We start from the raw sequence: 23,422 nt of genomic DNA, 5'->3' as shown, positions 1-23,422 counted from the left end.
ATGCAGTGCGAGACTCGCACCTTAACAGCTTGTAGCTTAACGCTTGCCGCTTGAGGCTGCGCCGTCAGAACGCGCTGCGAAAGATCTCCTCAATCTGACGCTGATCGGCGCGCCGTGGGTTGGTCAGCCCGCACGCGTCCTTCAATGCATTGGTAGCCAGCAGCGGAATGTCCTGCAACTTGGCCCCCAGTTCGCGCAGGCCGGCGGGGATTTCAACGTCCTGGGACAACGCTCGAATAGCCGCGATGGCCGCCTGAGCGCCCTCTTCCACAGTAATACCCTGGGTGTCCGCGCCCAGCGCGCGGCCGACATCGCTCAAGCGCTTGGCACTGACGCTGGCGTTGAAGCTTTGCACATGGGGCAGCAGCACCGCGTTGCACACGCCGTGAGGCAGGTCGTAGAGACCGCCGAGTTGGTGGGCCATGGCATGCACGAAACCCAGGGACGCATTGTTGAACGCCATGCCTGCGAGGAACTGGGCATAGGCCATGTTTTCCCGCGCGGCTTTGTCGCTGCCGTCGCGTACGGCCAGGCGCAGGTTGGCGCTGATCAGTTCGATGGCCTTGATCGCGCAGGCGTCAGTGATCGGAGTGGCCGCCGTGGACACGTAGGCTTCGATGGCGTGGGTCAGGGCGTCCATGCCGGTGGCGGCGGTGAGGCCCTTGGGCATGCCGGCCATCAGGCTCGGGTCGTTGACCGACAGCAGCGGCGTGACGTTGCGGTCGACGATGGCCATTTTTACGTGGCGGGTTTCGTCGGTGATGATGCAGAAACGGGTCATCTCGCTGGCGGTGCCGGCGGTGGTGTTGATCGCCACCAGGGGCATCTGCGGCTTGCTGGATTGATCGACGCCTTCGTAGTCGCTGATATGCCCGCCGTTGGTGGCGCACAGGGCGATGCCCTTGGCACAGTCATGGGGCGAACCGCCGCCCAGGGACACCACGAAATCGCAGGCGCTCTGCTGCAGCAACGCCAGGCCTTTCTCGACGTTTTCCACATTGGGGTTGGGCTTGGCGCCGTCGTAGATCACCGAATCGATGTCCTGCATCGCCAACTTCTCGGCGATCATGCTGGCCACGCCCGCCTTGGCCAGGCCCGCATCGGTGACGATCAGCGCTTTGCGAAAACCGTAGTTGCGAATGGCATTCATGGCTTCGTCGAGGCAGTCGGTGCCCATGATGTTGACGGCGGGAATGAAGAAGGTGCTGCTCATGGCGAATCCTCGGATGACGTGTATGCCTACAGCATCAACCTCACTTGCCTGCGGCATCTTGACCAGGATCAACGCCGGCTCGTGATAAAGTCGCCATCCAGCCGATTTCGAGTAGACCCACAGCAATGAAGGATTTCCAGGATATTGACGCCCACCTTGAAGATTGGAGCGCCCTGCGCAGCAGCACCGCCTTCAGTGGGATTCTGATCGGCAATGGCGCGAGCCGCACGATTTGGGAAGACTTTGCCTACGACTCGCTGTTCGAAAACGCACGCACCGTCGAAGAAAAACCCCTGGGCCCATCCGAGCTCAGTGTGTTCGACGCCCTGCAGACCCGCAGCTTCGAGCAGACCCTGGGGGCATTGAAAACCACCAGCCGAGTCAACAAGGCCCTGGCGGTCAGCTCGGCGGCACCGCGTAATCGCTACTACGCGATCAAGGAAGCGCTGATCAATACCATCCACGCCGTGCACATTCCGTGGCGCCTGGTGCAGCCGTCGACGCTGGCGACGATCAACCGCGAACTGGCGAACTACGCCAGCGTATTCACCACCAATTACGACCTGCTCAACTATTGGGCGATCCTGCACACGCCGGGCATCGACGACCTGTTCCGCAGCGCCGACTCGAGCTTCGACCTGCGCAACACCCACACCGATACCACGCGCATCCTCTACCTGCACGGCGGCCTGCACCTGGTGCGCAACCTTGACGGCACCGCACGCAAATTGCCGAGCACCGACAGCACCTTGCTCAGCAGCTTTGCGATCAACAACACGATCAAGACCCTGGACGATGTGCCGCTGTTTATCAACGAAGGCACGGTGCAAGAGAAGCTCAAGACCATCCGCAGCTCGGATTACCTGTCGTTCTGCTATGAACAGTTACTGAGCCATGAGGGCGCGCTGTGCATCTTTGGCCATGACCTGGGAACGCAGGACCAACACCTGGTGGATGCAATTCGCCAGTCCCGGCCCGCGACCCTGGCGATCTCGGTATCGGGCCGCAGCGACGGGTTTATTCGCCAGCAGAAGCGGCGGTATTCGCAGTTGTTTGATGGCTCTGGCGTGCAGTTGAAGTTTTTTGCCGCGCGCGCGCATCCGTTGGGTGATCCGGCACTGTCGGTACCTGTCGAACGTTGAGCCACCGGTGGGCGGGACTTGCTCCCGCCCATACCGATCGCATTTCAAACCGTCAGCGCGGTCATTCTTGCGAGCTGTGTACAACCACCAATAGCTGCGCCTGCACAGGCCCTACCGAACGCAGCCGATGCGGCTTCTGCGCATTGAAATGCAGCGCATCGCCGCGCTCCAGAATCACCCGTTCGTTCATGAAATCCACTTCCACCGCCCCTTCATGCACGAACAAGAACTCCTCTCCAAGGTGCTCCTTGAAGGTTTTGTCGGAGAATTGCGCCGGCGGGTAGATGATGAACGGCAACAAGCTGCGCTCACTGACCTGATGGGCCAGCACTGCGTAACCCGGCGCGGTGTCGGGCCGCTCATGGCTGCGCACCAGGCTGTAGCTGTCGAGGCTGACACGGTCTTCGCTGAACAGTTCTTCGACCTTCACGTTCAACGCCTTGGCCAGTTTCAGCGCAGCGGCAATCGACGGCGTGTTGAGCCCACGCTCGACCTTGGACAGGTAACTCTTGGTCATCCCGGACTTTTCAGCCAGGGCCTCCAAGGTCACGCCAAGTTTTTTCCTCAATAATTTCAAACGGATAGACATGTGCTGCGGTTAATCCATGCAGAAGCGATAAGCTGCGCTTGATAATGACACTTTGTGTCATATAGCATCATTAGTGTCATTTGCCTCACCCAACGACCTTGCGAGCAGCGGGAGACCAGCAAATCCGACGTCCATTGAACCACCCAAAGGACACCGATATGGCCAAGACATTAGCACTCCCCAAAGACCAACTGGTCAAGCAAGCGCTGGTCCAGATGCAAAACACCCTGGCGGATAATACGTGGACCGTCCGGCAAAAGCTGGCGCTCACTTGCCGAATCCTGTTCGAACACGGTCACGACTCCGGTCTCGCCGGCCAAATCACCGCGCGCGGGCCTGAACAGGGCACCTACTACACCCAGCAACTGGGCCTGGGTTTTGATGAAATCACGGCCAGCAACCTGTTGCTGGTAAACGAGGATCTTGAGGTGCTGGAAGGTCACGGCATCCCCAACCCGGCCAACCGTTTTCACAGCTGGGTGTACCGCGGGCGAGCGGATGTGAATTGCATTATTCATACGCACCCGACCCATATCGCTGCACTGTCGATGTTGGAAGTGCCGTTGCAGGTGTCCCACATGGACCTCTGCCCGTTGTACGAAGACTGCGCGTTCCTGGAGGCCTGGCCGGGCGTGCCGGTGGGCAATGAAGAGGGGGAAATCATCACCGAGGCCCTGGGCGACAAGCGCGCGATCCTGCTGTCGCACCACGGCCAGTTGTCGACCGGAGGGAGTGTCGAGGAAGCGTGCGTGATCGCGCAGTTGATCGAACGCGCGGCCAAGTTGCAGTTGCTCGCCATGGCAGCCGGTGCGATCAAGCCGATCCTGCCGCAACTGGGGCGCGAAGCCCATGCCTGGATTTCCCGACCCAAGCGCCACGGCGCCGCGTTCAATTACTACGTGCGGCAGAACCTGCGCCAGCACGCCGATTGCCTGAACTGACCCGACCTTTTTCTACCGGAGACTTTCCATGTCCAGCCCAACGATTCACGGCATCATCGGCTACACCATCACCCCGTTCAGCGCTGACGGCCAGCGCATCGACCTCGACGCCCTCGGTCGTTCCATCGACCGTTTGATCGACAGCGGCGTGCACGCCATCGCGCCTCTGGGCAGCACCGGTGAAGGTGCGTATTTGAGCGATGCCGAGTGGGACGAAGTCAGCGCCTACAGCCTGGCAAAAATCGCCCGGCGCGTGCCCACGGTGGTCAGCGTCTCCGACCTGACCACCGCCAAGGCCGTGCGCCGCGCCCGCTACGCCGAAGCCAATGGCGCGGATGTGGTGATGGTGCTGCCGGCCTCGTATTGGAAGCTCAGCGAGGCGGAAATCCTCGCCCACTACGCTGCGATCGGCGACAGCATCGGCGTGCCGATCATGCTCTACAACAACCCGGCCACCAGCGGTACGGACATGTCGGTGGAGCTGATCCTGCGTATCGTCAAGCAGGTGGCAAACGTGACGATGGTCAAGGAGAGCACCGGGGACGTTCAACGCATGCATCAACTGCGGCGCCACAGCGACGTGCCGTTCTACAACGGCTGCAACCCGCTGGCCCTGGAAGCCTTTGCGGCCGGAGCCAAGGGTTGGTGCACGGCGGCGCCCAACCTGATCCCGCACCTGAACCTGGCGTTGTATGCGGCGGTGCTGGCCAATGACCTGGACAAGGCGCGCGAGCTGTTTTATCGGCAGTTGCCTTTGCTGGAGTTCATCCTCAAGGGCGGGTTGCCGGCGACGATCAAGGCCGGGCTGCGCCTGACCGGGTTGGAGGCGGGCGATCCTCGTTTGCCGGTGTTTCCATTGGGTGAAGCAGGGATCGAACAACTGAAGACCTTGCTGCGGTAAAACTGCGACCTTATGTGGGAGGGGTTTGCCTCCTCCCCATATTTTAATCCGGGCCCGTCTAAAATAGAGACAAATGACAATAGTTCTCGATATCATTCACGACTTTTCCACGTCGTGCTTCGTCAAGAAGGATATCCATGTCTCGTCCCAAGCCCGACCCGGTGTCGGCCGATGCCTTTCGCGGGTTCTATGCAGATATTCTGTATTTCCTGCGCAGACGCACGGACAACGCCAGCGACGCGGCGGACATGACCCAGGACGTCTTTACCCAGTGGCTGGACTACCGCGACCGGGCCAAGGTCGAACAGCCACGGGCATTTTTGTTCCAGATGGCACGCAACCTGCTGCGTGATCACTGGCGCAAACAGAAGGTACGGCAGACCGTCCACCCAGATCAGGCCGACAGGGACGCGGAACCGATCACCGACGAGCAAAACGACCCCATGGCCGCCGCCCAGCGCCTGCAACGCCTGGAACAGTTGAAAGAAGTCCTCGCCGAACTCTCGCCCCGCCGGCGAGAAGCCCTTATGCTGCACCGCTTCGAAGGCCTGAGCCAGGCGCAGATCGCCGAGCGCATGGGTATTTCGACGAGCATGGTGGAAAAGCACATCGCTTTTGCCCTGCTGCATTGCAAGCGACGCCTTCAAAACGACCCCGGCACGGAGCAGCCAGAATGAACCGCCTGAGCGACACCGACGGCCTGGATATCGAAGCCAGTGACGCCATCGATGCCCAAGCCGCCAGTTGGTTTGCGCGCAACCGGAACGACACAGGCCGTGCCGATCGCAAGGCCTTTGCCGCCTGGCAGGCCACGCCCGCCCATGCCCGCGCCTATGCCGAATTCGAGCAGTTGTGGGCCGACCTGGCCCAGTTGCAGCAACTGAACAAACCCGTGGCGCTGCCCAAGCGCAAAGCATCGGTATTGCGCCCGGCCCTGGCCGTAGCCGCCGCCGTGCTATGCGCCGTATTGGCCCCTCACATCGGTGCGCCCCGCGAGTTGTATCACAGCCAGGTGGCGGCCCATGCCAAGGGCATGCGCACCCTGAACCTGCCCGATGGCAGCACCCTGTCGGTGAATGCCAACACCCGCCTGCGCGTGGACTTCAGCGCCCACCAGCGCATCGTGCACCTGGACAAGGGCCAGGTGTATATCGAAGTGGCGGCCGACAAAGAGCGGCCGCTGTTCGTTCAAGCCGGCGAGGCCAGTGTGCGGGTGGTCGGCACCGGCTTCGATGTGCGCCGCAGCCAGCAGCAACTGGTGGTCAGCGTCGCCCACGGCCAGGTCGCTTTCGAGCCGTCCGCCACAAGCCCCGTCTCTCTGCTCGGGGCCCAGCAACGCGCCATCTACAGCTACGCCAAGGGCACCTTGCAACAGCAAACCCTCACGGCCGAAGAAGTGGCCGATTGGCGCAGCGGGCACTTGTCGTTCCGCAACCGTGAACTGGCCAGCCTGATCGATGAACTGAGCCTGTATCGCCCGCAGGCACCGTTGCAGGTCAGCAACGCGGTAGCGCACCTGAAAGTCTCGGGCAATCTGGACGTGAATGATCCGGATGCCCTGCTTAACGCCCTGCCCGCCCTGTTGCCGGTGAAAACCGTGGTCTCGGCCGATGGCATCGTGCGGATTGAACCGAGCAAATAACCTGCGAAATTCTTATTTGAGAATATTTTGCATTCGCAGGTGTGGATTTTTTTGCCTGCCCCGTCTTCCTCCGGTCTGTATCTGATCAGCACACCTTTTTTGGCCATTTGGCCGCTCCGGGGGATTCCATGTTTCGCGCGCCTTGCCACGCTTCGCACCTGTATCTTCGACCGACCCTTATCGCCACCTGCCTGGCGTTCAGCCTCAGCGCCCAGGCCGAGTCATTCACCTTGCAACTGCCCGCCCAGGCGCTGGCCACGTCCCTGAGCCAAGTAGCGCAGCAGGCGAAGATCCAGCTGTTGTTCGATGAGGAGCTGCTCAAGAACGTGCAGGCACCTGCACTCAACGGTGACTTCACACCGGAAGTGGCGATTCGCAGCCTGCTGAAAAACGGCGCGTTCACCCTGATCAAGGTCGGCAGCACGTACGTGGTAAAGCCCGAAGAGGCCAAGACCACCCAGAGCGGCGCGATCCAGCTGGACACCCTGAGCGTGATCGGCACCGGCAATCAGGTCGACTCCAGCACCGTCGGCCGCTCCACCCTGAGCCAGGCGGATATCGATCGCTACCAGGCCAATAACATCCCCAGCCTGTTGCAGACCCTGCCCGGCGTGAGCCAGGGTGGCTCACTGAAACCCGGCGGTCAGACCATCAACATCCGTGGCTTCGGCGATGCCGAAGACGTGCCGCTGACCGTCGATGGCGCGACCAAAAGCGGTTTCGAGCGCTACCAGCAAGGCACCGTGTTTATCGAGCCGGAGTTGATCAAGAGCATCGAAGTGGAGAAAGGCCCCAACTCGCCGTTCAGCGGGAACGGCGGCTTTGGCGGTACGGTGAACATGACCACCAAGGATGCCCCGGATTTGCTCAAGGACGGTCGCAACAGCGGTGCGATGCTCAAGTACGGTTATTCCAGCAACGACCACGAACAGGTCTACAGCAGCGCCGTGTATGGCCGCACCGACGACGGCCGTTTCGATGCGCTGGCCTACCTGACAAAACGCGACGGTGACGACATGAAGGTGGCCGCCAAGCTGCCCAACGAGAACAACCAGTACCCGATCAACCCCCAACGCCTGCCCAATACGGCCCAGGATGTGGACGGCAAGCTGTTCAAGGTCAATGCGCACTTCACCGATGAACACAGCGTCGGCCTGTCCTACTCACGGTCCCACAGCAACCGCTGGACACCGTTTTCCGCCGCCAGCTACCCCACGCCACCGACTCAGGCCAACATTGATCGCTACGGCTACGAAGGAGCACTCAAGCGTTTTTTAGCCCACCGCGACACCGTCGACACCACGTGGTCGGGCAAGTATGAGTACCAGCCCCTGGACAACCCGCTGGTGGACCTGACCGTCAAATACTCCCAGTCCAACACCGACCAGACCGACGAGCGCGATGCCACGGCGTTTTTCCAGCTGGCCACCGGCGGACGCAAGATGGACACGGCCTACACCGACAAGAACCTCGACATCCGCAACGTCAGCCTGTTTGACACAGGTCCCTTGCAACACGCAGTGACCCTCGGCGGCCAAATTCGCAAGCACACCCGCGAAACCGAGATGTGGATGCCCGGCGCCACCTACAACACCCCACGCTACAACTACGGGCATTTCCAACCGGGCTTCATGCCGCATGGCAAGGTCGATACCAACAGCTTCTTCATCCAGGACGCGGTGACCCTGGGGGATGTGACCGTTACCCCATCGCTGCGTTACGACCACGTGCGCAACCGCGGCGAGGCCAACGATGCACCGTACTACAGCAACCCCGACCCGGCCGTCGGCCACGACTACAGCGACCGGACCTACACCGGCTGGTCGCCGCGCCTGGCACTGTTCTGGACGGTAACCCCCCATGTCGGGCTGTTTGCCAATTGGAGCCAGACCTGGCGCGCACCGGTGATCGACGAGCAGTACGAAGTGCAAGGCCTGGGCAGCCGCACCGCCACCAGCGTCGACCTCGACCCGGAGCGCATCACCTCGATCACCGTGGGTAACATCACCAGCTTCGATAACCTGATCGCCCAGGATGACAACCTGCAAATACGCACGACCCTGTTCCACAACAAAGTCGAGGACGAAATCTTCAAGGCTACCGGTGTGGGCTGCCAGAACCAGGCTATCAACGGCGGCAGTATTTCCACGGCCTGCCCGCCGGGGGCGATGTCCAACTATCGCAATATCGGCGGCCTGACCATCAAGGGCTTCGAGGTCGAGTCGTTCTATAACTCCACCTACCTGTTCGGCTCGGTATCGTACGCCTACGCCACCGGCCAACACGAAGGGGCCTACACCAACCCATGGGGGCCGGATGTATCGGCACGCGATATTCCGCCGACCAAATGGGTACTGGTGTTAGGGACCAACATCCCGGCCTGGGATGCCCAGGTCGGTTGGACGGGGCAATTCATCGGCGCCACCGACCGCCTGCCCAGCGACAAATATTCGGGCGGCCCGGGCTCCAGCGTCGGCGACGTGTTCTACGACCAGTATGGCAACAAGCGCTACAACACCCAGGGCCTGTTCGCCAAATGGAAGCCGCAGCAGGCGTACCTCAAGGGCACTGAGGTCAACTTCACCCTGGACAATATGTTCAACAACAACTTCCGTCCGGCCCTGAGCGGCGACCGTGCCTACACCAAGGGGCGCGACGCCAAGATCAGCATCACGCGCTTCTTCTGAAAACTGTACGGATAAATCCGCACTCAGCTGTAGGCCCGCAATCGGCGGGGGTTGTGGCTAGATGGGCTTCCCTTGAAGCCCTCTGGATTTCGGATCCTGCCCATGAGCTCGCGCGAAAACACCGGCATGGCCCTCGGCCTGCTGGGTGTCATCATCTTCAGCCTGACCCTGCCCTTCACCCGTATCGTGGTGCAGGAGATCCACCCGCTGCTCAACGGCCTGGGCCGTGCCTTGTTTGCGGCGGTCCCGGCGGCGGCGCTGTTGCTGTGGCGCCGTGAGCGCTGGCCGACCTGGCGCCAGGTGCGGGGTTTGTGCCTGGTCATTGCGGGGGTGATTCTGGGCTTCCCGGTGCTGTCGGCGTGGGCCATGCAAACCTTGCCTGCGTCCCATGGCGCACTGGTCAATGGCCTGCAACCGCTGTGCGTGGCCCTGTATGCGGCGTGGCTGTCCCATGAGCGGCCGTCGAAAGCCTTCTGGGCCTGCGCGGCGCTGGGCAGCGGGTTGGTGTTGAGTTATGCATTGATCACCGGCGCCGGCAGTATCCAGGCCGGCGATTTATTGATGCTCGGCGCAATAGCCGTGGGTGGCCTGGGCTATGCCGAAGGCGGCCGGTTGGCCAAGGAGATGGGCGGCTGGCAGGTGATCTGCTGGGCGCTGGTGCTGTCCACGCCGGTGTTGATCGGCCCGGTGTGGTACCTGGCGGCGCAGCACCAAGGCGCGGTCTCGATGCGCGCCTGGTGGGCCTTTGGTTATGTGTCGCTGTTCTCGCAGTTCCTGGGCTTCTTCGCCTGGTACGCGGGGTTGGCCATGGGCGGCATTGCGCGGGTCAGCCAGATTCAGCTGTTGCAGATCTTCTTCACCATCGCGTTTTCGGCGCTGTTCTTTGGTGAACATATCGAGCCGATTACCTGGGTGTTTGCCTGTGGGGTCATCGTCACGGTAATGCTCGGGCGCAAGACCGCGGTGCAGGCTGCGCCGATCGCTAAGTCGGCGTGAGCCCCCTATTTAAGGTAGCCATCCGCGCGCAGCAGGGTTTCCAGGCAGTGTTCGGTGATGTGGTAGAACGCCTTCAACTCCTGGATTCTCTCCAGCAACTGCGCGTTGTCCACCGGCTCCGCACGCTTGACCGCCAGGATCATCTTGTTCTTGTTGGTGTGTTCCAGGGAAATGAATTCGAACACCTTGGTCTCGTAGCCGCACACTTCGAGGAACAACGCACGCAAGCTGTCGGTGACCATTTCCGCCTGCTGGCCCAGGTGCAGGCCGTATTGCAGCATCGGCTTGAGCAGCGCCGGGCTCTGGATCTGCAGGCGAATCTGCTTATGGCAGCACGGTGAGCACATGATGATCGATGCGCCGGAGCGGATGCCGGTGTGGATCGCGTAATCGGTGGCGATGTCGCAGGCATGCAGGGCGATCATCACGTCCAGCTGGCTGGGCGCCACGCTGCGTACGTCGCCGCACTTGAACACCAGCCCCGGGTGTTCCAGGCGAGCGGCGGCGGTGTTGCACAGGGTCACCATGTCTTCGCGCAACTCGACGCCGGTGACTTCGCCTTCGGCCTTGAGGGTGTTGCGCAGGTAGTCGTGAATCGCAAACGTGAGGTAGCCCTTGCCCGAACCAAAATCGGCGACGCGCACCGGTTGGTCCAGCTTCAGCGGTGAGGAGGTCAGCGCATGGCTGAACACTTCGATGAACTTGTTGATCTGCTTCCACTTGCGCGACATCGACGGGATCAACGCCTGCCTGGCGTCGGTCACGCCTAGGTCGGCGAGGAACGGCCGGCTCAGGTCGAGGAAGCGATGCTTCTCACGGTTATGCTCGACCGATGGCGCCTCGCGCAGTTGCTGAGGCTTGCTCCTGAACAGCGAGCTTTTGTTCTTCTTGCTGTATTCCAACTGGGCTTCGTCGGTCAGCGACAGCAGGTGCGCGTTCTTGAACGAGCCCGGCAGCAACGCGGCAATCGCCGCCACGCCGTCGGCCAGCGGCAAGTTCTTGGTGATGTCGCGGGTCTTGTAGCGGTAGACGAAGGACAGGCACGGCTGCTCCTTGACCGTCACTGCCTTGACGATCAGCCGCTGCAACTCGGCTTCGTCACCGACGTATTTGGCCAGCACCAGCTTGATAAAGGCGTTCTGCGCAAGGCTTGTGCTCAACAGTTCGATGAACTGGGCGTGATGATCCGGCGCGGGGCTGGCAGGTTGAGCGGTAACGGACATGAACAAAAACGCCTCGGGCAGGGAATGCCGGGCATTTTAGGGGGGATGGGGGTTTAGGGCACGGGGTTATTTGACCAGTGGTCAGCGCAGATTCAAATGTGGGAGGGGGCTTGCCCCCGATAGCTGAGTGTCAGTCACTGGATTGATTGGCTGACACACTGCCATCGGGGGCAAGCCCCCTCCCACATTGGTTCAGTGGTGTTGGGGCTATTCGAGTACGACCAGGCGGTTGGGAAGTTCATTACGTGTCTGAGTCACCGGCACATGCACCTTGAGCAATTCGCCACACGCCTCAATGCAGGCAATAAACCCAGCCAGCGTCTGCCCCTGTTTCACCTGCTGGGTAAACGCCTTGACGATCCCATCCCAATGACTGTCATCCAGGCGGCTGGAGATACCGTCGTCCACCAGGATTTCCACATAACGCTCCGCCTCGCTGACAAAAATCAGCACCCCGGTGCTGCCCAGGGTGTGGTGCAGGTTCTGCTCCAGGAACTGCCGGCGCGCGAGGTTGGAGGCGCGCCAATGGCGCACCGAGCGCGGGATCAGGCGGGTGGTTACCTTGGGCAGGCGAAACAGCAGGCACAACACGATGAACGTCACCCACTGCGCCAACAGCAAGGTGTACATGGTCAGGTAGCCCGACAGGTAATGCACCACGCCCGGTACCACCAAGGCGATCAGGCTGGCCCACAGCAGGGGGATGTAGGCGTAATCGTCGGCGCGGGCCGCCAGCACGGTGACCAGTTCGGCGTCGGTGTTTTTTTCGACCCGGGCAATCGCTTCGGCGACTTGGCGCTGCTCGTGTTCAGTCAGTAATGCCATGGTTGTAGTTGCTCTCTAGTTATTGTCATTACCAGCCGCCCGACGCGCCGCCGCCGCCGAAGCCACCACCGCCGCCTCGGAAACCGCCGCCACCTCCCCCGCCACCGCCGCCGCGTCCACTGCTGCCGAGGATCGCCAAAAGGATCGCGCCCACCGGCAGGCCCATGCGATTGCACAGCCACAACACGCCGATCAGCAGGATGAACAGGCCGATGGAAAAGCCGGGATTATCCTTGGCAAAGTTGGCATCCGCCACATGCGCCGGCACCGCCAGCGGTTCGCCGCCGACCACCTGCACCATCGCCGCCACGCCGTCGCTGATGCCCTGGCTGAAATTGCCGGCCTTGAACTTGGGCGCAATCACCTGGTTGATGATCACCCAGGCCTGCGCATCGGTAAGCACCCCTTCAAGGCCATAGCCGACCTCGATGCGCAACGTGCGCTCGTCACGGGCGACAATCAGCAACGCGCCGTTATCCTTGCCCTTCTGGCCGATGCCCCACTGGCGACCCAACTGGTAACCGTAGTCCTCGATGGGCACGCCCTGCAGGTCGGGCACCGTGACCACCACGATCTGGTCGCCACGGGTCTGCTCCAGCGCCTGCAACTGCTGGGTGATGTGCTCGCGCGTGGCCGGGTCGATCATCTGGGCGGTGTCCACCACCCGCCCGCTCAACGCCGGGAACGTCAGCGCCGCCTGGGCCACACCCACGCAGGCCAGCATCCATAGCGCCAGGCCTATCCGTAATAAACGCATCGACACCTCAGTGCAGCCTTATTTGAACTTCACCTGCGGCGCTTTATCGGCATCGGCACTGGTGGCTTCAAAGGTGGCGCGGATCGGCAGGTCGCTGTACATCACGCTGTGCCACAGGCGACCAGGGAAAGTGCGGATCTCGGTGTTGTACGCCTGCACGGCCTGGATGAAATCGCGACGGGCCACGGCGATGCGGTTTTCGGTGCCCTCGAGCTGGGATTGCAGGGCCAGGAAGTTCTGGTTGGCCTTCAGGTCCGGGTAGCGCTCGGAGACCACCATCAAGCGGCTGAGGGCACCGCTCAAACCGTCCTGGGCCTGCTGGAACTGCTTGAGTTTTTCCGGGTTGTCCAGGGTGCTGGCATCCACCTGGATCGAGGTGGCCTTGGCCCGCGCCTCGATCACGGCGGTCAGGGTGTCCTGCTCATGGGCCGCGTAACCCTTGACCACTTCCACCAGGTTGGGGATCAGGTCGGCGCGGCGCTGGTACTGGTTCTGCACCTGGCCCCAGGCCGCCTTGGCCTGTTCGTCCAGGGTCGGGATGTTATTGATGCCGCAGCCGCTCAATACTGTGCTGATCAATAGCAAAGCCGCGGCCTTGAGGCCCCAGCGGGAATGTTGTGCTGCTTGCATGGTGTTTCTCCTGCCCAAACTGGATGGAATATGACGACTAACCCTAAAAACCACACGCTTGGGGCATAATCCGCCACCACTGGAATGCATCGAGCCAATCAGCTACAAAGATGCCCAGCGCGATAAAGAGTTCAGAGTGTGCTGCATTTATCTGAACAACACCCGAACAACAATAGACGCTCCCCACATTTTGGCCGATCAGCCCAAGCGCTGTGCAGTGAGCCGAAAAAGGATATTCATGAAGAAGCTGTGTTTGCTCGGCCTTGTTGCCACGCTGGCCACCCACCCCGTCTGGGCAGAAACAAAGCCTGCTGCGCTTAAGGACAAGGACGCTTTCGTCAGCGACCTGCTCAAGCAGATGACCCTGGATGAAAAAATCGGCCAGTTGCGCCTGATCAGCATCGGCCCGGAAATGCCCCGTGAGCTGATCCGCAAGGAAATCGCCGCCGGCCGCATCGGTGGCACGTTCAACTCCATCACCCGCCCGGAAAACCGTCCGATGCAGGACGCGGCCATGCGCAGCCGCTTGAAGATCCCGATGTTCTTCGCCTATGACGTGATCCACGGCCACCGCACGATCTTCCCGATCAGCCTGGCCCTGGCCTCCAGCTGGGACATGGACGCCATCGGCCGCTCCGGACGCATCGCCGCCCGGGAAGCCGCCGCCGACAGCCTCGACATCACCTTTGCACCGATGGTCGATATCTCCCGCGACCCGCGCTGGGGTCGCACGTCCGAAGGCTTCGGTGAAGACACCTATCTGGTCTCGCGCATTGCCGAGGTAATGGTCAAGGCCTTCCAGGGCGCCAGCCCCGCGAATGCCGACAGCATCATGGCCAGCGTCAAGCACTTCGCCCTGTACGGCGCAGTGGAAGGCGGACGTGACTACAACGTGGTCGACATGAGCCCGGTCAAGATGTACCAGGACTACCTGCCGCCGTACCACGCGGCGATCAAGGCCGGTTCCGGCGGCGTGATGGTGGCGCTGAACTCGATCAACGGCGTGCCCGCCACCGCCAACACCTGGCTGATGAACGACCTGCTGCGCAAGGACTGGGGCTTCAAGGGCCTGGCCGTCAGCGACCACGGCGCGATCTTCGAGCTGATCAAGCACGGCGTGGCCAAGGACGGGCGCGAAGCCGCCAAGCTGGCGATCAAGGCCGGCATCGACATGAGCATGAACGACTCGTTGTACGGCAAGGAACTGCCGGGGTTGCTCAAGTCCGGCGAGATCGAACAGAGCGACATCGACAATGCCGTGCGTGAAGTGCTCGGCGCCAAATACGACATGGGCCTGTTCAAAGACCCGTACCTGCGCATCGGCAAGGCCGAGGATGACCCGGCCGACACTTACGCCGAAAGCCGTCTGCACCGTGCCGAGGCCCGTGATGTGGCGCGCCGCAGCCTGGTGCTGCTGAAGAACCAGAACGACGCCCTGCCGCTGAAAAAGTCCGCGACCATCGCGCTCGTGGGCCCACTGGCCAAGGCGCCGATCGACATGATGGGCAGTTGGGCGGCGGCCGGCAAGCCGGAACAATCGGTCACGCTGCTTGACGGCATGAACGCGGTCATCGGCGAAAAAGGCAAGATCATCTACGCCCGTGGCGCCAACATCACCAACGACAAGGCGGTGGTCGACTACCTCAACTTCCTCAACTTCGATGCCCCGGAAGTGGTGGATGACACCCGCCCGGCCCAGGTGATGATCGATGAAGCGGTCAAGGCCGCCAAGGATGCCGACGTGGTGGTGGCCGCCGTGGGTGAATCCCGTGGCATGTCCCACGAATCCTCCAGCCGCACCGACCTGAATATCCCGCAAAGCCAGCGCGACCTGATCAAGGCCCTGAAAGCCACCGGCAAACCGCTGGTGCTGGTACTGATGAACGGCCGCCCGCTGTCGATCCTGGAAGAGAAACAACAAGCCGACGCGATCCTGGAAACCTGGTTCGCCGGTACCGAAGGCGGCAACGCCATCGCCGACGTGCTGTTCGGTGACTACAACCCATCGGGCAAGCTGCCGATCACCTTCCCACGCTCCGTGGGGCAGATTCCGACCTACTACAACCACCTGACCATCGGCCGGCCATTCACCCCGGGCAAGCCGGGCAACTACACCTCACAGTACTTCGATGACACCACCGGGCCGCTGTTCCCGTTTGGCTATGGCCTGAGCTACACCACGTTCAGCCTGTCGGACATGGCGCTGTCGTCCACCACCCTGAACAAGACCGGCAAGCTCGACGCCAGCGTCACGGTGCAGAACACCGGCAAGGTCGATGGCGAAACCGTGGTGCAGTTGTATATCCAGGACGTGGCGGGTTCGATGATCCGTCCGATCAAGGAGCTGAAGGACTTCCAGAAGGTCATGCTCAAGGCTGGCGAAGAGCGCACCTTGCACTTCACCATCACCGAGGAAGACTTGAAGTTCTACAACACCCAGCTCAAGTTCGCCGCCGAACCGGGTGAGTTCAATGTGCAGATCGGGCTGGATTCCCAGGATGTGCAGCAGCAGACCTTCGAACTGCTCTAACGCCTGACGCGGTCAAAAAATGTGGGAGCAAGGCCCCTCCCACATTTGACCTCAGTGCTCTTGCTAGCCGCGTCGATCCAGCAGGTTCACCACCAACCGATCAATCCACCCCCATACCCGCTGCTTCACCCGCCGCCACAACGGCCGCGCCTTCCACGCTTCCAGGCTGACCACCAGGCTCTGGGCAAAATCCGCGGTAAAGCTCGCCGCCACCGCCTGCGTCAGCCCAGGGTCCAACGCTTCCAGGTTGGCTTCCAGGTTGAAGCGCAGATTCCAGTGATCGAAGTTGCACGAGCCGATACTCACCCAATCGTCCACCAGCGCCATCTTCAGATGCAAAAAACACGGCTGGTACTCAAATATCTGCACGCCTGAGCGCAGCAAGCGCGGGTAATAACGATGCCCGGCGTAGCGCACGGACGGGTGATCGGTGCGCGGGCCGGTGAGCAGCAAACGCACATCCACCCCACGCCCTGCGGCCCGACGCAATGCGCGGCGCACGCCCCAGGTGGGCAAAAAATATGGCGTGGCAAACCAGATACGTTGCTGGCTGCTGTTCAGCGCGCGGATCAGCGATTGCAGGATATCGCGGTGCTGTCGGGCGTCTGCATAGGCCACTCGGCCCAGGCCTGGCCCCGTCGCCGGCACCTTGGGCAAACGCGGCAACCCGAAATGGGTGGCGGGCTTCCACGCCCGGCGCGCGACATTGGCGTGCCATTGCCGTTCGAACAGCGCCTGCCAGTCCAGCACCAGCGGGCCGCGGATCTGCACCATCACTTCATGCCAGTCGGCGGTGTCTTGCCCCGGCGTCCAGAACTCATCGGTGACCCCCGTGCCGCCGACCACGGCGGTTTCCTGGTCGATCAGCAACAGCTTGCGGTGGTCGCGGTACAGGTTGCGCATCCAGCGGCGCCAGCTGAGGCGATTGTAGAAACGCAGCTCCACACCAGCGTCCGTCAGTCGTTTGCGCAGCCCGAGGGTAAAGGCCAGACTGCCATAATCATCAAACAGACAACGCACCCGCACGCCGCGCTCGGCCGCGAGCACCAATGCTTGCACCATCGCTTCGGCGCAGGCTCCAGCCTCCACCAAATACAATTCCAACTCTACTTGCCGCTCGGCCCGGGCAATGCCCACCAGCATCTGCGGAAAAAATTGCGGGCCGTCGATCAACAACTCGAAACGGTTGGCGCTGCGCCACGGGAACACTGCGCCGCTCATGTCAGCGCGCCGTAAAGATCAGCACCGCACCCACCGGCACCGACAAACTGATCGACTTGAGCCCGGCCGCTTTGCGCAACATCGCCACCCCCGGCGCCAGGTCGAAATCCTCGGCATGCAACACCACCGGTTCCAGGGTCACCACCTGGAAACGCCGGTCATCCAGGCGCGTGGCCAACAACTCGGCGCTGTAGGTCTGGGTCTTGCCATGCAGGGTGACGCTCAGGGGCAAGCGCAGTTCCAGTTGCGCGCCAGGAGCCAGGTCATTGATGGGTTGCAGGTTGATCTGTGCGCTGATCAGCGCCTCGGGGAAGGTCTTGATCTCGAACAGCTGGTTGCGCATGCGCTCGTCGCGCAGCGGAATGCCGCTGTTGACCGACTCCAGCTCCACTTCCAATTGCGCCGCGCCCTTGCTGTCGACCTTGCCGTGCAGCACCAGGAAGCGATGGACTTCAGCGATCTCGGTGTTTTTGGTGGTGACGAACGACAGGCGCGAGGACTCGTTGTCCAGGTACCAGTCGGCATGGGCGGGCACCACGGCAGCGGCCAGCAGGGCGAAGGCCAGGGGTTTGATAACAGACGCGTTGAACATTAAGGACTCGTGGGGCGAAAAACCTGCACGAACCTTAAGCGCAATGTCACGAACGGCGCAAATCCAATGTGGGGGGGTGGCTTGCGCTGTGTCAGGGATTCAGACGACAGCCCTGCCGATCCCCCAACCACCGCGCGCTGTGCGTGCGCCCCAACCCGCTCGCCGTCACTTCGCTACGCTCCGGGTTGTCGCTGAACGCACTGGTGGGCACGTACTGCTTCACATAACCCCGGCAATAGTCGGCTGGATTGTTCGCCACATAGCGGCACGAGCAATACTCCTTGGCGGTATAGGCCGCGATGATGTCAGGGAAGGCTTGCAGGTTGACGCGCTCGTGCCACACCCAACCCGACAGGGCAAGCAGCAGCACGAGAAACAGGCTGGTAAACGGCCGACGACGGATCATGGTTGCACCGCCGCAAGCACGCGCTTGAGCAGTTCGTTGTGGCGGTAGCTGCCGTCGCGATCATCGCCATAGCGCACGATCACCAGGTGTTCGTCGGGCATCACGTACAGCGCCTGGCCCCAATGACCGAGGGCGGCGAAGGTGTCGGCGGGGGCGTCGGGCCAGGGCCTCGGGGCGCCCTGGTTGAGCCACCATTGGCCACCGGGGACGGCTTCGTCCTGGCCGGCGGTGTATTTGTCGAAGGGTTGGCGGTTGAACGCCACCCAGTCTTTGGGCAGCAATTGTTGATCCCCCCAGCGCCCGTCGCGGGCCATCAGCAGGCCGACACGCGCCAGGTCACGCGCGGTGAGGAACGCATAGGACGAGGCGACAAAGGTTTCGTCGGCATCGGTTTCCCAGGTGGCGTTGTGAATGCCCAGCGGCTTGAACAGTGCGTCCCAGGGGTAACTCATGTACGCCTTGTGGCCGAGCATGCCCTTGAGCGCGGCGGACAGGATATTGCTGTCGCCGCTGGAATAACGAAAGGCCTGGCCCGGTGCGCTGAAGGACTCAGTGCTGGCGGCGAACTCGGCCATATCGGCGCGACCACGGGTGTAAAGCATCGCCACCACCGAGGACTTCAGCGGCGCGTATTCATAGTCTTCCTGCCAGTCGAGGCCCGAGGCCCAGTGCAGCAGGTCGGCCATGGTCACCTTGGGGTGTTGTTTCATCGGCGGGTAAAAGCGTGCCGCAGGGTCGGTCAGTTTGAAACGGTTTTCGCCGTAGGCCACGCCGAGCACCGTGGCCATCAGGCTTTTGCTGATGGACCAGGTCAAGTGTGGCGTGCTGGCCGTGGTCGGCGCGGCGTAGCGTTCATAGATGACCACACCGTCGCGGATCACCAGCAGCGCGTCGGTGCGAATGCCTTGGCGGGCACTGTCGTCACGGGGCGGGAATGCATAGGCGTCAAGGGCTTCGACGGCGGGTCCTGCGAGTGGCGTGCCCTTGGCCCACTCCTTGTCGGGCCAGGTTTCAGCGCAGGCGGTAACGGTGACGAACAGCAGGGAAACGCACAGCAGGCCTCTGACCATGGACACACACTCAAGGGAGCATTCAAGCCCGCGAGCCTAGCCGAGGGCAATGACAGATTTGCTACAGAGGTCCTGTCATCCAAGCGTCACCATAACTTCATGGAGATGACACCGGGGCTACATAGCCTGACTTTGGACAACAAAGTCGACCGGCCGAAACGTGGCTGGCACTCGGAGATTCGCCATGACTCAGATCGCCCGCATCAGCGACACCGGCAATGAACGCCGTCTGCAAGCCGAACGCCTGGTTGGCGCCAAGGCTTTGCAGGAAGCCCAGGCCCTGCGTTTCAACGTCTTCAGCGGCGAGTTCAACGCCAAGCTCAAAGGCGCGGAACACGGCCTGGACATGGATGACTATGATGTTCACTGCAGCCACATCGGCGTGCGGGACTTGAACAGCGGTCGACTCGTCGCCACCACCCGTTTGCTCGACCACCAGGCCGCCAGCACCCTGGGCCGGTTCTACAGCGAAGAAGAATTCAGCCTGCATGGCCTGCTGCATCTGCAGGGCCCGATCCTGGAAATCGGCCGCACCTGCGTCGACCCGGCCTACCGCAACGGCGGCACCATCGCCGTGTTGTGGGGCGAGTTGGCCGAAGTGCTCAACCAGGGCGGCTACAGCTATCTGATGGGCTGCGCGAGCATCCCGATGCACGACGGCGGCATCCAGGCCCACGCGATCATGCAGCGCCTGCGCGAACGTTACCTGTGCAACGAACACCTGCGCGCCGAACCGAAAAAACCGCTGCCGGCGCTGGACCTGCCGACCAACGTAATCGCCGAGATGCCGCCACTGCTCAAGGCCTATATGCGCCTGGGTGCGAAGATCTGCGGCGAACCGTGCTGGGATGAGGATTTCCAGGTCGCCGACGTGTTCATCCTGCTTAAGCGCGATGAGCTATGCCCGCGCTATGCGCGCCACTTCAAGGCGGCCATGTGATGAGCCGCCTGCGCGTGTACGGGCGCATCGCCCGGGTACTGGTGGTAGTGGCGCTGGGCTTGAGCATGGCCAGTGTGTTTGGTGTGTTCGAACGCTTGGGCGTGGCCAACTCGATGGTGCGGCGCCAACGCTGGTCGCGGTTCTTCATGGCGCGGCTGACCAACGCCCTGCCCTTTCGCGTGACAGTGCACGGCGAGTTGCCGACCCAGCCCATGCTGTGGGTGAGCAACCACGTGTCCTGGACCGATATTCCGTTGCTGGGCGCAGTGGCGCCGATGTCGTTTTTGTCCAAGGCCGAAGTGCGCACCTGGCCGGTGGCCGGCTGGTTGGCGGCGAAGGCCGGTAGCTTGTTTATCCGTCGCGGTTCGGGTGACAGCCAGTTGATCCGCAAGCAGATGACCCGCCATCTGGAACAACAGCACCCGCTGCTGATGTTCCCCGAAGGCACCACCACCGACGGCCGCAGCCTGCGCACCTTCCACGGGCGCTTGCTGGCCAGTGCGATTGATGCGGATGTGTCGCTGCAACCGGTGGCCATCCGTTATCTGCGCAATGGGCAGATCGACCCGCTGGCACCGTTCATTGGCGATGACGATTTGCTCTCGCACCTGATGCGCCTGTTCGGCAATGACCAGGGCGATGTGGAAATCCATGTGCTCAAGCCGATTGCCTGCGCCGGGCAGGAACGTGCGGCGCTGGCGTTCCAGGCGCAGCAGGCGGTGCAGAAGGCGTTGTTTGGGCCGGTGCCGGAGACTGAACAAGTAGCGGCGCGACCAGCCTTTGCCGCGTGATATGAGCTAGACACTGCTCCAAATGTGGGAGGGGGCTTGCCCCCTCCCACATTTAGCTTTGTGTTGTCAGGTGGTTATGCGCGAAGGCTTGCAGTTCGGGGTAGAAGATCCGGAAGTCTTCACTCAACGGCTCATACAACTCACGCAATTCCTGCATCGCAAACCCTAATTCCTGGGGTTGTGTGAGCCGCCGCGAAATCCCGCGCAACACCGGCTCCATCACCGCAAACTCGCGGTACGACCCCAACCAGTCATCCGCGGCCATATACGGCGCTATCTGCGCCAGCCGCCCCGGCAACTGCGGTTCGGCCGCCAGCACGCGGTACACCTGCGAGGTGAAGTGCTCCAGGGGCTGGTCGGCGTACAGCGCCCAATCCCGCGCCAGGCAGTGATCGAAGAACACATCAAGGACAATCCCGGCATAGCGCCGGCGGGTCAGGCTGAAGCGCGACAACGCCTCGCCCACCAACGGGTGGCTGTCGGTGAAGCGGTCGATCGAGCGATGCAACTGGATCGCCGCTTCGATTGGCGGGCTGAACTGGCCCTGCAGGCGGCCTTTGACAAAGTCGCCGTACAGGCTGCCCAGCAGTTGCGCAGGAAGTTGGCCGCCCAGGTGCAGATGTGCGAGATAATTCATGCGGCGCAGTCTAGCACTGGCGCCAATGTATCGTTATAACCCGATATACCGATTCAGCCTGAGCTCAGAGCAAATTCATATTGGTATATCGGGATATAACGATTTAAAGTTCGCCTCATCGCGATATAACGCTTTACGACACCGAGCACCTGCCATGTCCATCGACCTCGACGAAATAATAAAAGCCCTGGCGCACCCAGTACGACGAGACATCCTCACCTGGCTGAAAGACCCGAAAGTGCAGTTCCCCGAGCAAGTGCACAACCACGAATACGGTATCTGTGCCGGGCAGATCGACCAGCGCTGCGGCTTGTCCCAGTCGACCGTGTCGGCCCACCTGGCCACCTTGCAACGGGCGGGATTGATCAGCAGCCAGAAGGCCGGGCAGTGGCACTTTTTCAAGCGCAATGAGGAAGTGATCCAAGCCTTCCTCGCGGCGCTTACCACTGAACTCAGCGCTGAAATCAGCGCGACGTTGTAACAAGGAAACGATAATGCCCCTCTCGCTACTCATCCTGGCCCTGAGCGCCTTCGCCATCGGCACTACCGAGTTCGTGATCATGGGCCTGCTGCCCGATGTGGCGGCGGACCTCGGCGTGTCGATTCCCGGCGCCGGCTGGCTGGTCACCGGCTATGCCCTGGGCGTGGCCATCGGTGCGCCATTTATGGCACTGGCCACCGCCAGGTTGCCCCGCAAGGCGGCCCTGGTAGCGTTGATGGGCATCTTCATTATCGGCAACCTGCTCTGCGCCCTGGCCAGTGACTACAACGTGCTGATGGTTGCCCGTGTGATCACCGCGCTGTGCCACGGTGCGTTCTTCGGCATCGGTTCGGTGGTCGCCGCCAACCTGGTGCCGGCCAACAAGCGCGCTTCGGCCGTGGCCCTGATGTTCACCGGCTTGACCCTGGCCAACGTGCTTGGTGTGCCACTGGGCACTGCGCTGGGCCAGGAAGCCGGCTGGCGCTCGACCTTCTGGGCGGTGACGGTGATTGGCGTAGTGGCGCTGATCGGCCTGATCCGCTTCCTGCCGGCCAAGCGTGACGAAGAAAAACTCGACATGCGCGCCGAACTGGCCGCCCTCAAGGGTGCCGGCATCTGGTTGTCGCTGAGCATGACCGCGCTGTTCGCCGCGTCCATGTTCACCCTCTTCACCTATGTTGCGCCGCTGCTCGGCGATGTCACCGGCGTGTCGCCCAAAGGCGTGACCTGGACCCTGCTGCTGATCGGCCTGGGCCTCACCGTGGGCAATATCATCGGCGGCAAGCTGGCGGACAAACGCCTGGCAGCCACCCTGATCGGCGTGTTTATCAGTATGGCGGTGGTGTCCACCGCGCTGACCTGGACCAGCATCGCCGTGATCCCGACCGAGATCACCCTGTTCCTCTGGGCCACCGCTTCATTTGCCGCCGTACCTGCGCTGCAGATCAACGTGGTGACCTTCGGCAAGGCCGCGCCGAACCTGGTGTCCACCCTGAACATCGGCGCCTTCAACATCGGCAACGCCCTCGGCGCCTGGGTGGGCGGCAGCGTGATTGCCCACGGTTTCGGCCTGAGCAGCGTGCCTCTGGCGGCAGCGGCCCTGGCGATCCTGGCGCTGCTGGTGACCCTGATTACTTTCCGTCAGGGCGGCGATGCCGACCTGGCCCCTGCGACCCACTGATCAACTTCAAAGAGAAGGGTGTTTTCCC

The 23,422-nt window shown here is 62.0% G+C and carries 23 protein-coding genes; 12 read left to right on the top strand and 11 right to left on the bottom strand.

The features are described 5' to 3' along the window. Positions 1 to 64: 64 nt before the first annotated feature. Positions 65 to 1,213 (bottom strand): L-threonine dehydrogenase, encoded by a 1,149-nt coding sequence (yiaY, locus tag BM416_RS10085; protein WP_092487818.1) that lies wholly within the window; start codon positions 1,211 to 1,213, stop codon positions 65 to 67. Between the two features lie 125 nt (positions 1,214 to 1,338). Between yiaY and BM416_RS10080 the strand changes: the two genes are divergently transcribed. Beyond that, positions 1,339 to 2,355, top strand: a complete 1,017-nt coding sequence (locus BM416_RS10080; RefSeq protein WP_092487815.1) for a DUF4917 family protein — start codon at positions 1,339 to 1,341, stop codon at positions 2,353 to 2,355. Between the two features lie 61 nt (positions 2,356 to 2,416). Here BM416_RS10080 and BM416_RS10075 read toward each other — a convergent pair whose 3' ends face one another. Next, on the bottom strand, positions 2,417 to 2,944 hold the full coding sequence (locus BM416_RS10075) for a helix-turn-helix domain-containing protein (RefSeq protein WP_027604369.1): 528 nt from the start codon (positions 2,942 to 2,944) through the stop codon (positions 2,417 to 2,419). A 158-nt stretch (positions 2,945 to 3,102) separates the two neighbouring features. Between BM416_RS10075 and BM416_RS10070 the strand changes: the two genes are divergently transcribed. The 6 genes from BM416_RS10070 (at position 3,103) to BM416_RS10045 (ending at position 10,111) form a co-directional block, all read left to right on the top strand. Beyond that, a complete protein-coding gene (locus BM416_RS10070) occupies positions 3,103 to 3,885 on the top strand; it encodes an aldolase (RefSeq protein ID WP_027604370.1) in 783 nt (260 codons plus the stop codon). A 28-nt stretch (positions 3,886 to 3,913) separates the two neighbouring features. Then, positions 3,914 to 4,786, top strand: a complete 873-nt coding sequence (locus tag BM416_RS10065; protein WP_065938852.1) for a dihydrodipicolinate synthase family protein — start codon at positions 3,914 to 3,916, stop codon at positions 4,784 to 4,786. A gap of 137 nt (positions 4,787 to 4,923) precedes the next feature. Then, entirely contained in the window at positions 4,924 to 5,463 is a 540-nt protein-coding gene (locus tag BM416_RS10060) for an RNA polymerase sigma factor (RefSeq protein ID WP_027604372.1), read from the top strand. After that, the gene (locus tag BM416_RS10055) at positions 5,460 to 6,428 is read left to right on the top strand and encodes a FecR family protein (RefSeq protein ID WP_027604373.1); all 969 of its coding nucleotides are present in this window, start codon (positions 5,460 to 5,462) and stop codon (positions 6,426 to 6,428) included. The genes BM416_RS10060 and BM416_RS10055 overlap by 4 nt, the downstream gene beginning before the upstream one ends. A 128-nt stretch (positions 6,429 to 6,556) precedes the next feature. Then, on the top strand, positions 6,557 to 9,115 hold the full coding sequence (locus BM416_RS10050) for a TonB-dependent receptor (protein WP_092487812.1): 2,559 nt from the start codon (positions 6,557 to 6,559) through the stop codon (positions 9,113 to 9,115). Positions 9,116 to 9,217: 102 nt separating this feature from the next. Then, positions 9,218 to 10,111 (top strand): DMT family transporter, encoded by an 894-nt coding sequence (locus BM416_RS10045; RefSeq protein ID WP_092487809.1) that lies wholly within the window; start codon positions 9,218 to 9,220, stop codon positions 10,109 to 10,111. 5 nt (positions 10,112 to 10,116) lie between these two features. On the opposite strand, the gene BM416_RS10040 is transcribed toward BM416_RS10045, so the two are convergent. The 4 genes from BM416_RS10040 to BM416_RS10025 form a co-directional block, all read right to left on the bottom strand. Then, positions 10,117 to 11,334: a class I SAM-dependent methyltransferase gene (locus BM416_RS10040; RefSeq protein ID WP_092487806.1), complete on the bottom strand. Its 1,218-nt coding sequence runs from the start codon at positions 11,332 to 11,334 to the stop codon at positions 10,117 to 10,119. Positions 11,335 to 11,541: 207 nt separating this feature from the next. After that, on the bottom strand, positions 11,542 to 12,159 hold the full coding sequence (locus tag BM416_RS10035) for a TPM domain-containing protein (RefSeq protein WP_092487803.1): 618 nt from the start codon (positions 12,157 to 12,159) through the stop codon (positions 11,542 to 11,544). Positions 12,160 to 12,187: 28 nt separating this feature from the next. After that, positions 12,188 to 12,916 (bottom strand): TPM domain-containing protein, encoded by a 729-nt coding sequence (locus BM416_RS30985; RefSeq protein WP_092487800.1) that lies wholly within the window; start codon positions 12,914 to 12,916, stop codon positions 12,188 to 12,190. Positions 12,917 to 12,934: 18 nt separating this feature from the next. After that, positions 12,935 to 13,546 (bottom strand): LemA family protein, encoded by a 612-nt coding sequence (locus tag BM416_RS10025; protein ID WP_065928260.1) that lies wholly within the window; start codon positions 13,544 to 13,546, stop codon positions 12,935 to 12,937. Between the two features lie 238 nt (positions 13,547 to 13,784). Between BM416_RS10025 and bglX the strand changes: the two genes are divergently transcribed. Then, positions 13,785 to 16,076 (top strand): beta-glucosidase BglX, encoded by a 2,292-nt coding sequence (bglX, locus tag BM416_RS10020; RefSeq protein ID WP_092487797.1) that lies wholly within the window; start codon positions 13,785 to 13,787, stop codon positions 16,074 to 16,076. 63 nt (positions 16,077 to 16,139) lie between these two features. Here the strand turns inward: bglX and BM416_RS10015 are convergent, their stop codons facing one another. The 4 genes from BM416_RS10015 to BM416_RS10000 all read right to left on the bottom strand — a co-directional run bounded on the left by BM416_RS10015 (position 16,140) and on the right by BM416_RS10000 (position 19,365). Beyond that, positions 16,140 to 17,297 (bottom strand): phospholipase D-like domain-containing protein, encoded by a 1,158-nt coding sequence (locus BM416_RS10015; RefSeq protein ID WP_092487794.1) that lies wholly within the window; start codon positions 17,295 to 17,297, stop codon positions 16,140 to 16,142. Position 17,298: 1 nt separating this feature from the next. After that, positions 17,299 to 17,889: a YceI family protein gene (locus BM416_RS10010; RefSeq protein ID WP_065947339.1), complete on the bottom strand. Its 591-nt coding sequence runs from the start codon at positions 17,887 to 17,889 to the stop codon at positions 17,299 to 17,301. 91 nt (positions 17,890 to 17,980) lie between these two features. After that, positions 17,981 to 18,295 carry an amidase gene (locus tag BM416_RS10005; protein ID WP_065938841.1) on the bottom strand — a complete coding sequence of 105 codons (315 nt, stop codon included), beginning with the start codon at positions 18,293 to 18,295 and terminating at the stop codon, positions 17,981 to 17,983. Beyond that, a complete protein-coding gene (locus BM416_RS10000; RefSeq protein WP_092487791.1) occupies positions 18,292 to 19,365 on the bottom strand; it encodes a serine hydrolase domain-containing protein in 1,074 nt (357 codons plus the stop codon). Before BM416_RS10000 ends, BM416_RS10005 begins: the two co-directional genes overlap by 4 nt. 184 nt (positions 19,366 to 19,549) lie before the next feature. On the opposite strand from BM416_RS10000, the gene olsB reads away from it, so the two are divergent. Both olsB and BM416_RS09990 read left to right on the top strand, forming a co-directional pair. Next, positions 19,550 to 20,305: an L-ornithine N(alpha)-acyltransferase gene (gene olsB / locus BM416_RS09995; protein WP_027604385.1), complete on the top strand. Its 756-nt coding sequence runs from the start codon at positions 19,550 to 19,552 to the stop codon at positions 20,303 to 20,305. Then, positions 20,305 to 21,096, top strand: coding sequence for a lysophospholipid acyltransferase family protein (locus BM416_RS09990; protein ID WP_092487788.1), 792 nt, complete (start codon positions 20,305 to 20,307; stop codon positions 21,094 to 21,096). The genes olsB and BM416_RS09990 overlap by 1 nt, the downstream gene beginning before the upstream one ends. A gap of 52 nt (positions 21,097 to 21,148) precedes the next feature. Here BM416_RS09990 and BM416_RS09985 read toward each other — a convergent pair whose 3' ends face one another. Next, on the bottom strand, positions 21,149 to 21,733 hold the full coding sequence (locus BM416_RS09985) for an acyl carrier protein phosphodiesterase (RefSeq protein WP_092487785.1): 585 nt from the start codon (positions 21,731 to 21,733) through the stop codon (positions 21,149 to 21,151). A 154-nt stretch (positions 21,734 to 21,887) separates the two neighbouring features. Between BM416_RS09985 and BM416_RS09980 the strand changes: the two genes are divergently transcribed. Both BM416_RS09980 and BM416_RS09975 read left to right on the top strand, forming a co-directional pair. After that, positions 21,888 to 22,214, top strand: a complete 327-nt coding sequence (locus BM416_RS09980) for an ArsR/SmtB family transcription factor (RefSeq protein WP_027604388.1) — start codon at positions 21,888 to 21,890, stop codon at positions 22,212 to 22,214. A gap of 13 nt (positions 22,215 to 22,227) precedes the next feature. Next, positions 22,228 to 23,394 (top strand): MFS transporter, encoded by a 1,167-nt coding sequence (locus BM416_RS09975; RefSeq protein WP_065938835.1) that lies wholly within the window; start codon positions 22,228 to 22,230, stop codon positions 23,392 to 23,394. Positions 23,395 to 23,422: the final 28 nt, after the last annotated feature.

Origin of the sequence: Pseudomonas sp. NFACC42-2 (genome assembly GCF_900116055.1) — a bacterium.
Taxonomy (GTDB): domain Bacteria; phylum Pseudomonadota; class Gammaproteobacteria; order Pseudomonadales; family Pseudomonadaceae; genus Aquipseudomonas; species Aquipseudomonas marginalis.
Note: the sequence above shows the minus strand (reverse complement) of the source record. Positions and strands in the feature narration are given on the sequence as shown.

Coding starts and splice junctions, on each gene's coding strand:
- yiaY (WP_092487818.1), bottom strand. CDS start 1,213: ATGAGCAGCACCTTCTTCATTCCCGCCGTCAACATCATGGGCACCGAC.
- BM416_RS10080 (WP_092487815.1), top strand. CDS start 1,339: ATGAAGGATTTCCAGGATATTGACGCCCACCTTGAAGATTGGAGCGCC.
- BM416_RS10075 (WP_027604369.1), bottom strand. CDS start 2,944: ATGTCTATCCGTTTGAAATTATTGAGGAAAAAACTTGGCGTGACCTTG.
- BM416_RS10070 (WP_027604370.1), top strand. CDS start 3,103: ATGGCCAAGACATTAGCACTCCCCAAAGACCAACTGGTCAAGCAAGCG.
- BM416_RS10065 (WP_065938852.1), top strand. CDS start 3,914: ATGTCCAGCCCAACGATTCACGGCATCATCGGCTACACCATCACCCCG.
- BM416_RS10060 (WP_027604372.1), top strand. CDS start 4,924: ATGTCTCGTCCCAAGCCCGACCCGGTGTCGGCCGATGCCTTTCGCGGG.
- BM416_RS10055 (WP_027604373.1), top strand. CDS start 5,460: ATGAACCGCCTGAGCGACACCGACGGCCTGGATATCGAAGCCAGTGAC.
- BM416_RS10050 (WP_092487812.1), top strand. CDS start 6,557: ATGTTTCGCGCGCCTTGCCACGCTTCGCACCTGTATCTTCGACCGACC.
- BM416_RS10045 (WP_092487809.1), top strand. CDS start 9,218: ATGAGCTCGCGCGAAAACACCGGCATGGCCCTCGGCCTGCTGGGTGTC.
- BM416_RS10040 (WP_092487806.1), bottom strand. CDS start 11,334: ATGTCCGTTACCGCTCAACCTGCCAGCCCCGCGCCGGATCATCACGCC.
- BM416_RS10035 (WP_092487803.1), bottom strand. CDS start 12,159: ATGGCATTACTGACTGAACACGAGCAGCGCCAAGTCGCCGAAGCGATT.
- BM416_RS30985 (WP_092487800.1), bottom strand. CDS start 12,916: ATGCGTTTATTACGGATAGGCCTGGCGCTATGGATGCTGGCCTGCGTG.
- BM416_RS10025 (WP_065928260.1), bottom strand. CDS start 13,546: ATGCAAGCAGCACAACATTCCCGCTGGGGCCTCAAGGCCGCGGCTTTG.
- bglX (WP_092487797.1), top strand. CDS start 13,785: ATGAAGAAGCTGTGTTTGCTCGGCCTTGTTGCCACGCTGGCCACCCAC.
- BM416_RS10015 (WP_092487794.1), bottom strand. CDS start 17,297: ATGAGCGGCGCAGTGTTCCCGTGGCGCAGCGCCAACCGTTTCGAGTTG.
- BM416_RS10010 (WP_065947339.1), bottom strand. CDS start 17,889: ATGTTCAACGCGTCTGTTATCAAACCCCTGGCCTTCGCCCTGCTGGCC.
- BM416_RS10005 (WP_065938841.1), bottom strand. CDS start 18,295: ATGATCCGTCGTCGGCCGTTTACCAGCCTGTTTCTCGTGCTGCTGCTT.
- BM416_RS10000 (WP_092487791.1), bottom strand. CDS start 19,365: ATGGTCAGAGGCCTGCTGTGCGTTTCCCTGCTGTTCGTCACCGTTACC.
- olsB (WP_027604385.1), top strand. CDS start 19,550: ATGACTCAGATCGCCCGCATCAGCGACACCGGCAATGAACGCCGTCTG.
- BM416_RS09990 (WP_092487788.1), top strand. CDS start 20,305: ATGAGCCGCCTGCGCGTGTACGGGCGCATCGCCCGGGTACTGGTGGTA.
- BM416_RS09985 (WP_092487785.1), bottom strand. CDS start 21,733: ATGAATTATCTCGCACATCTGCACCTGGGCGGCCAACTTCCTGCGCAA.
- BM416_RS09980 (WP_027604388.1), top strand. CDS start 21,888: ATGTCCATCGACCTCGACGAAATAATAAAAGCCCTGGCGCACCCAGTA.
- BM416_RS09975 (WP_065938835.1), top strand. CDS start 22,228: ATGCCCCTCTCGCTACTCATCCTGGCCCTGAGCGCCTTCGCCATCGGC.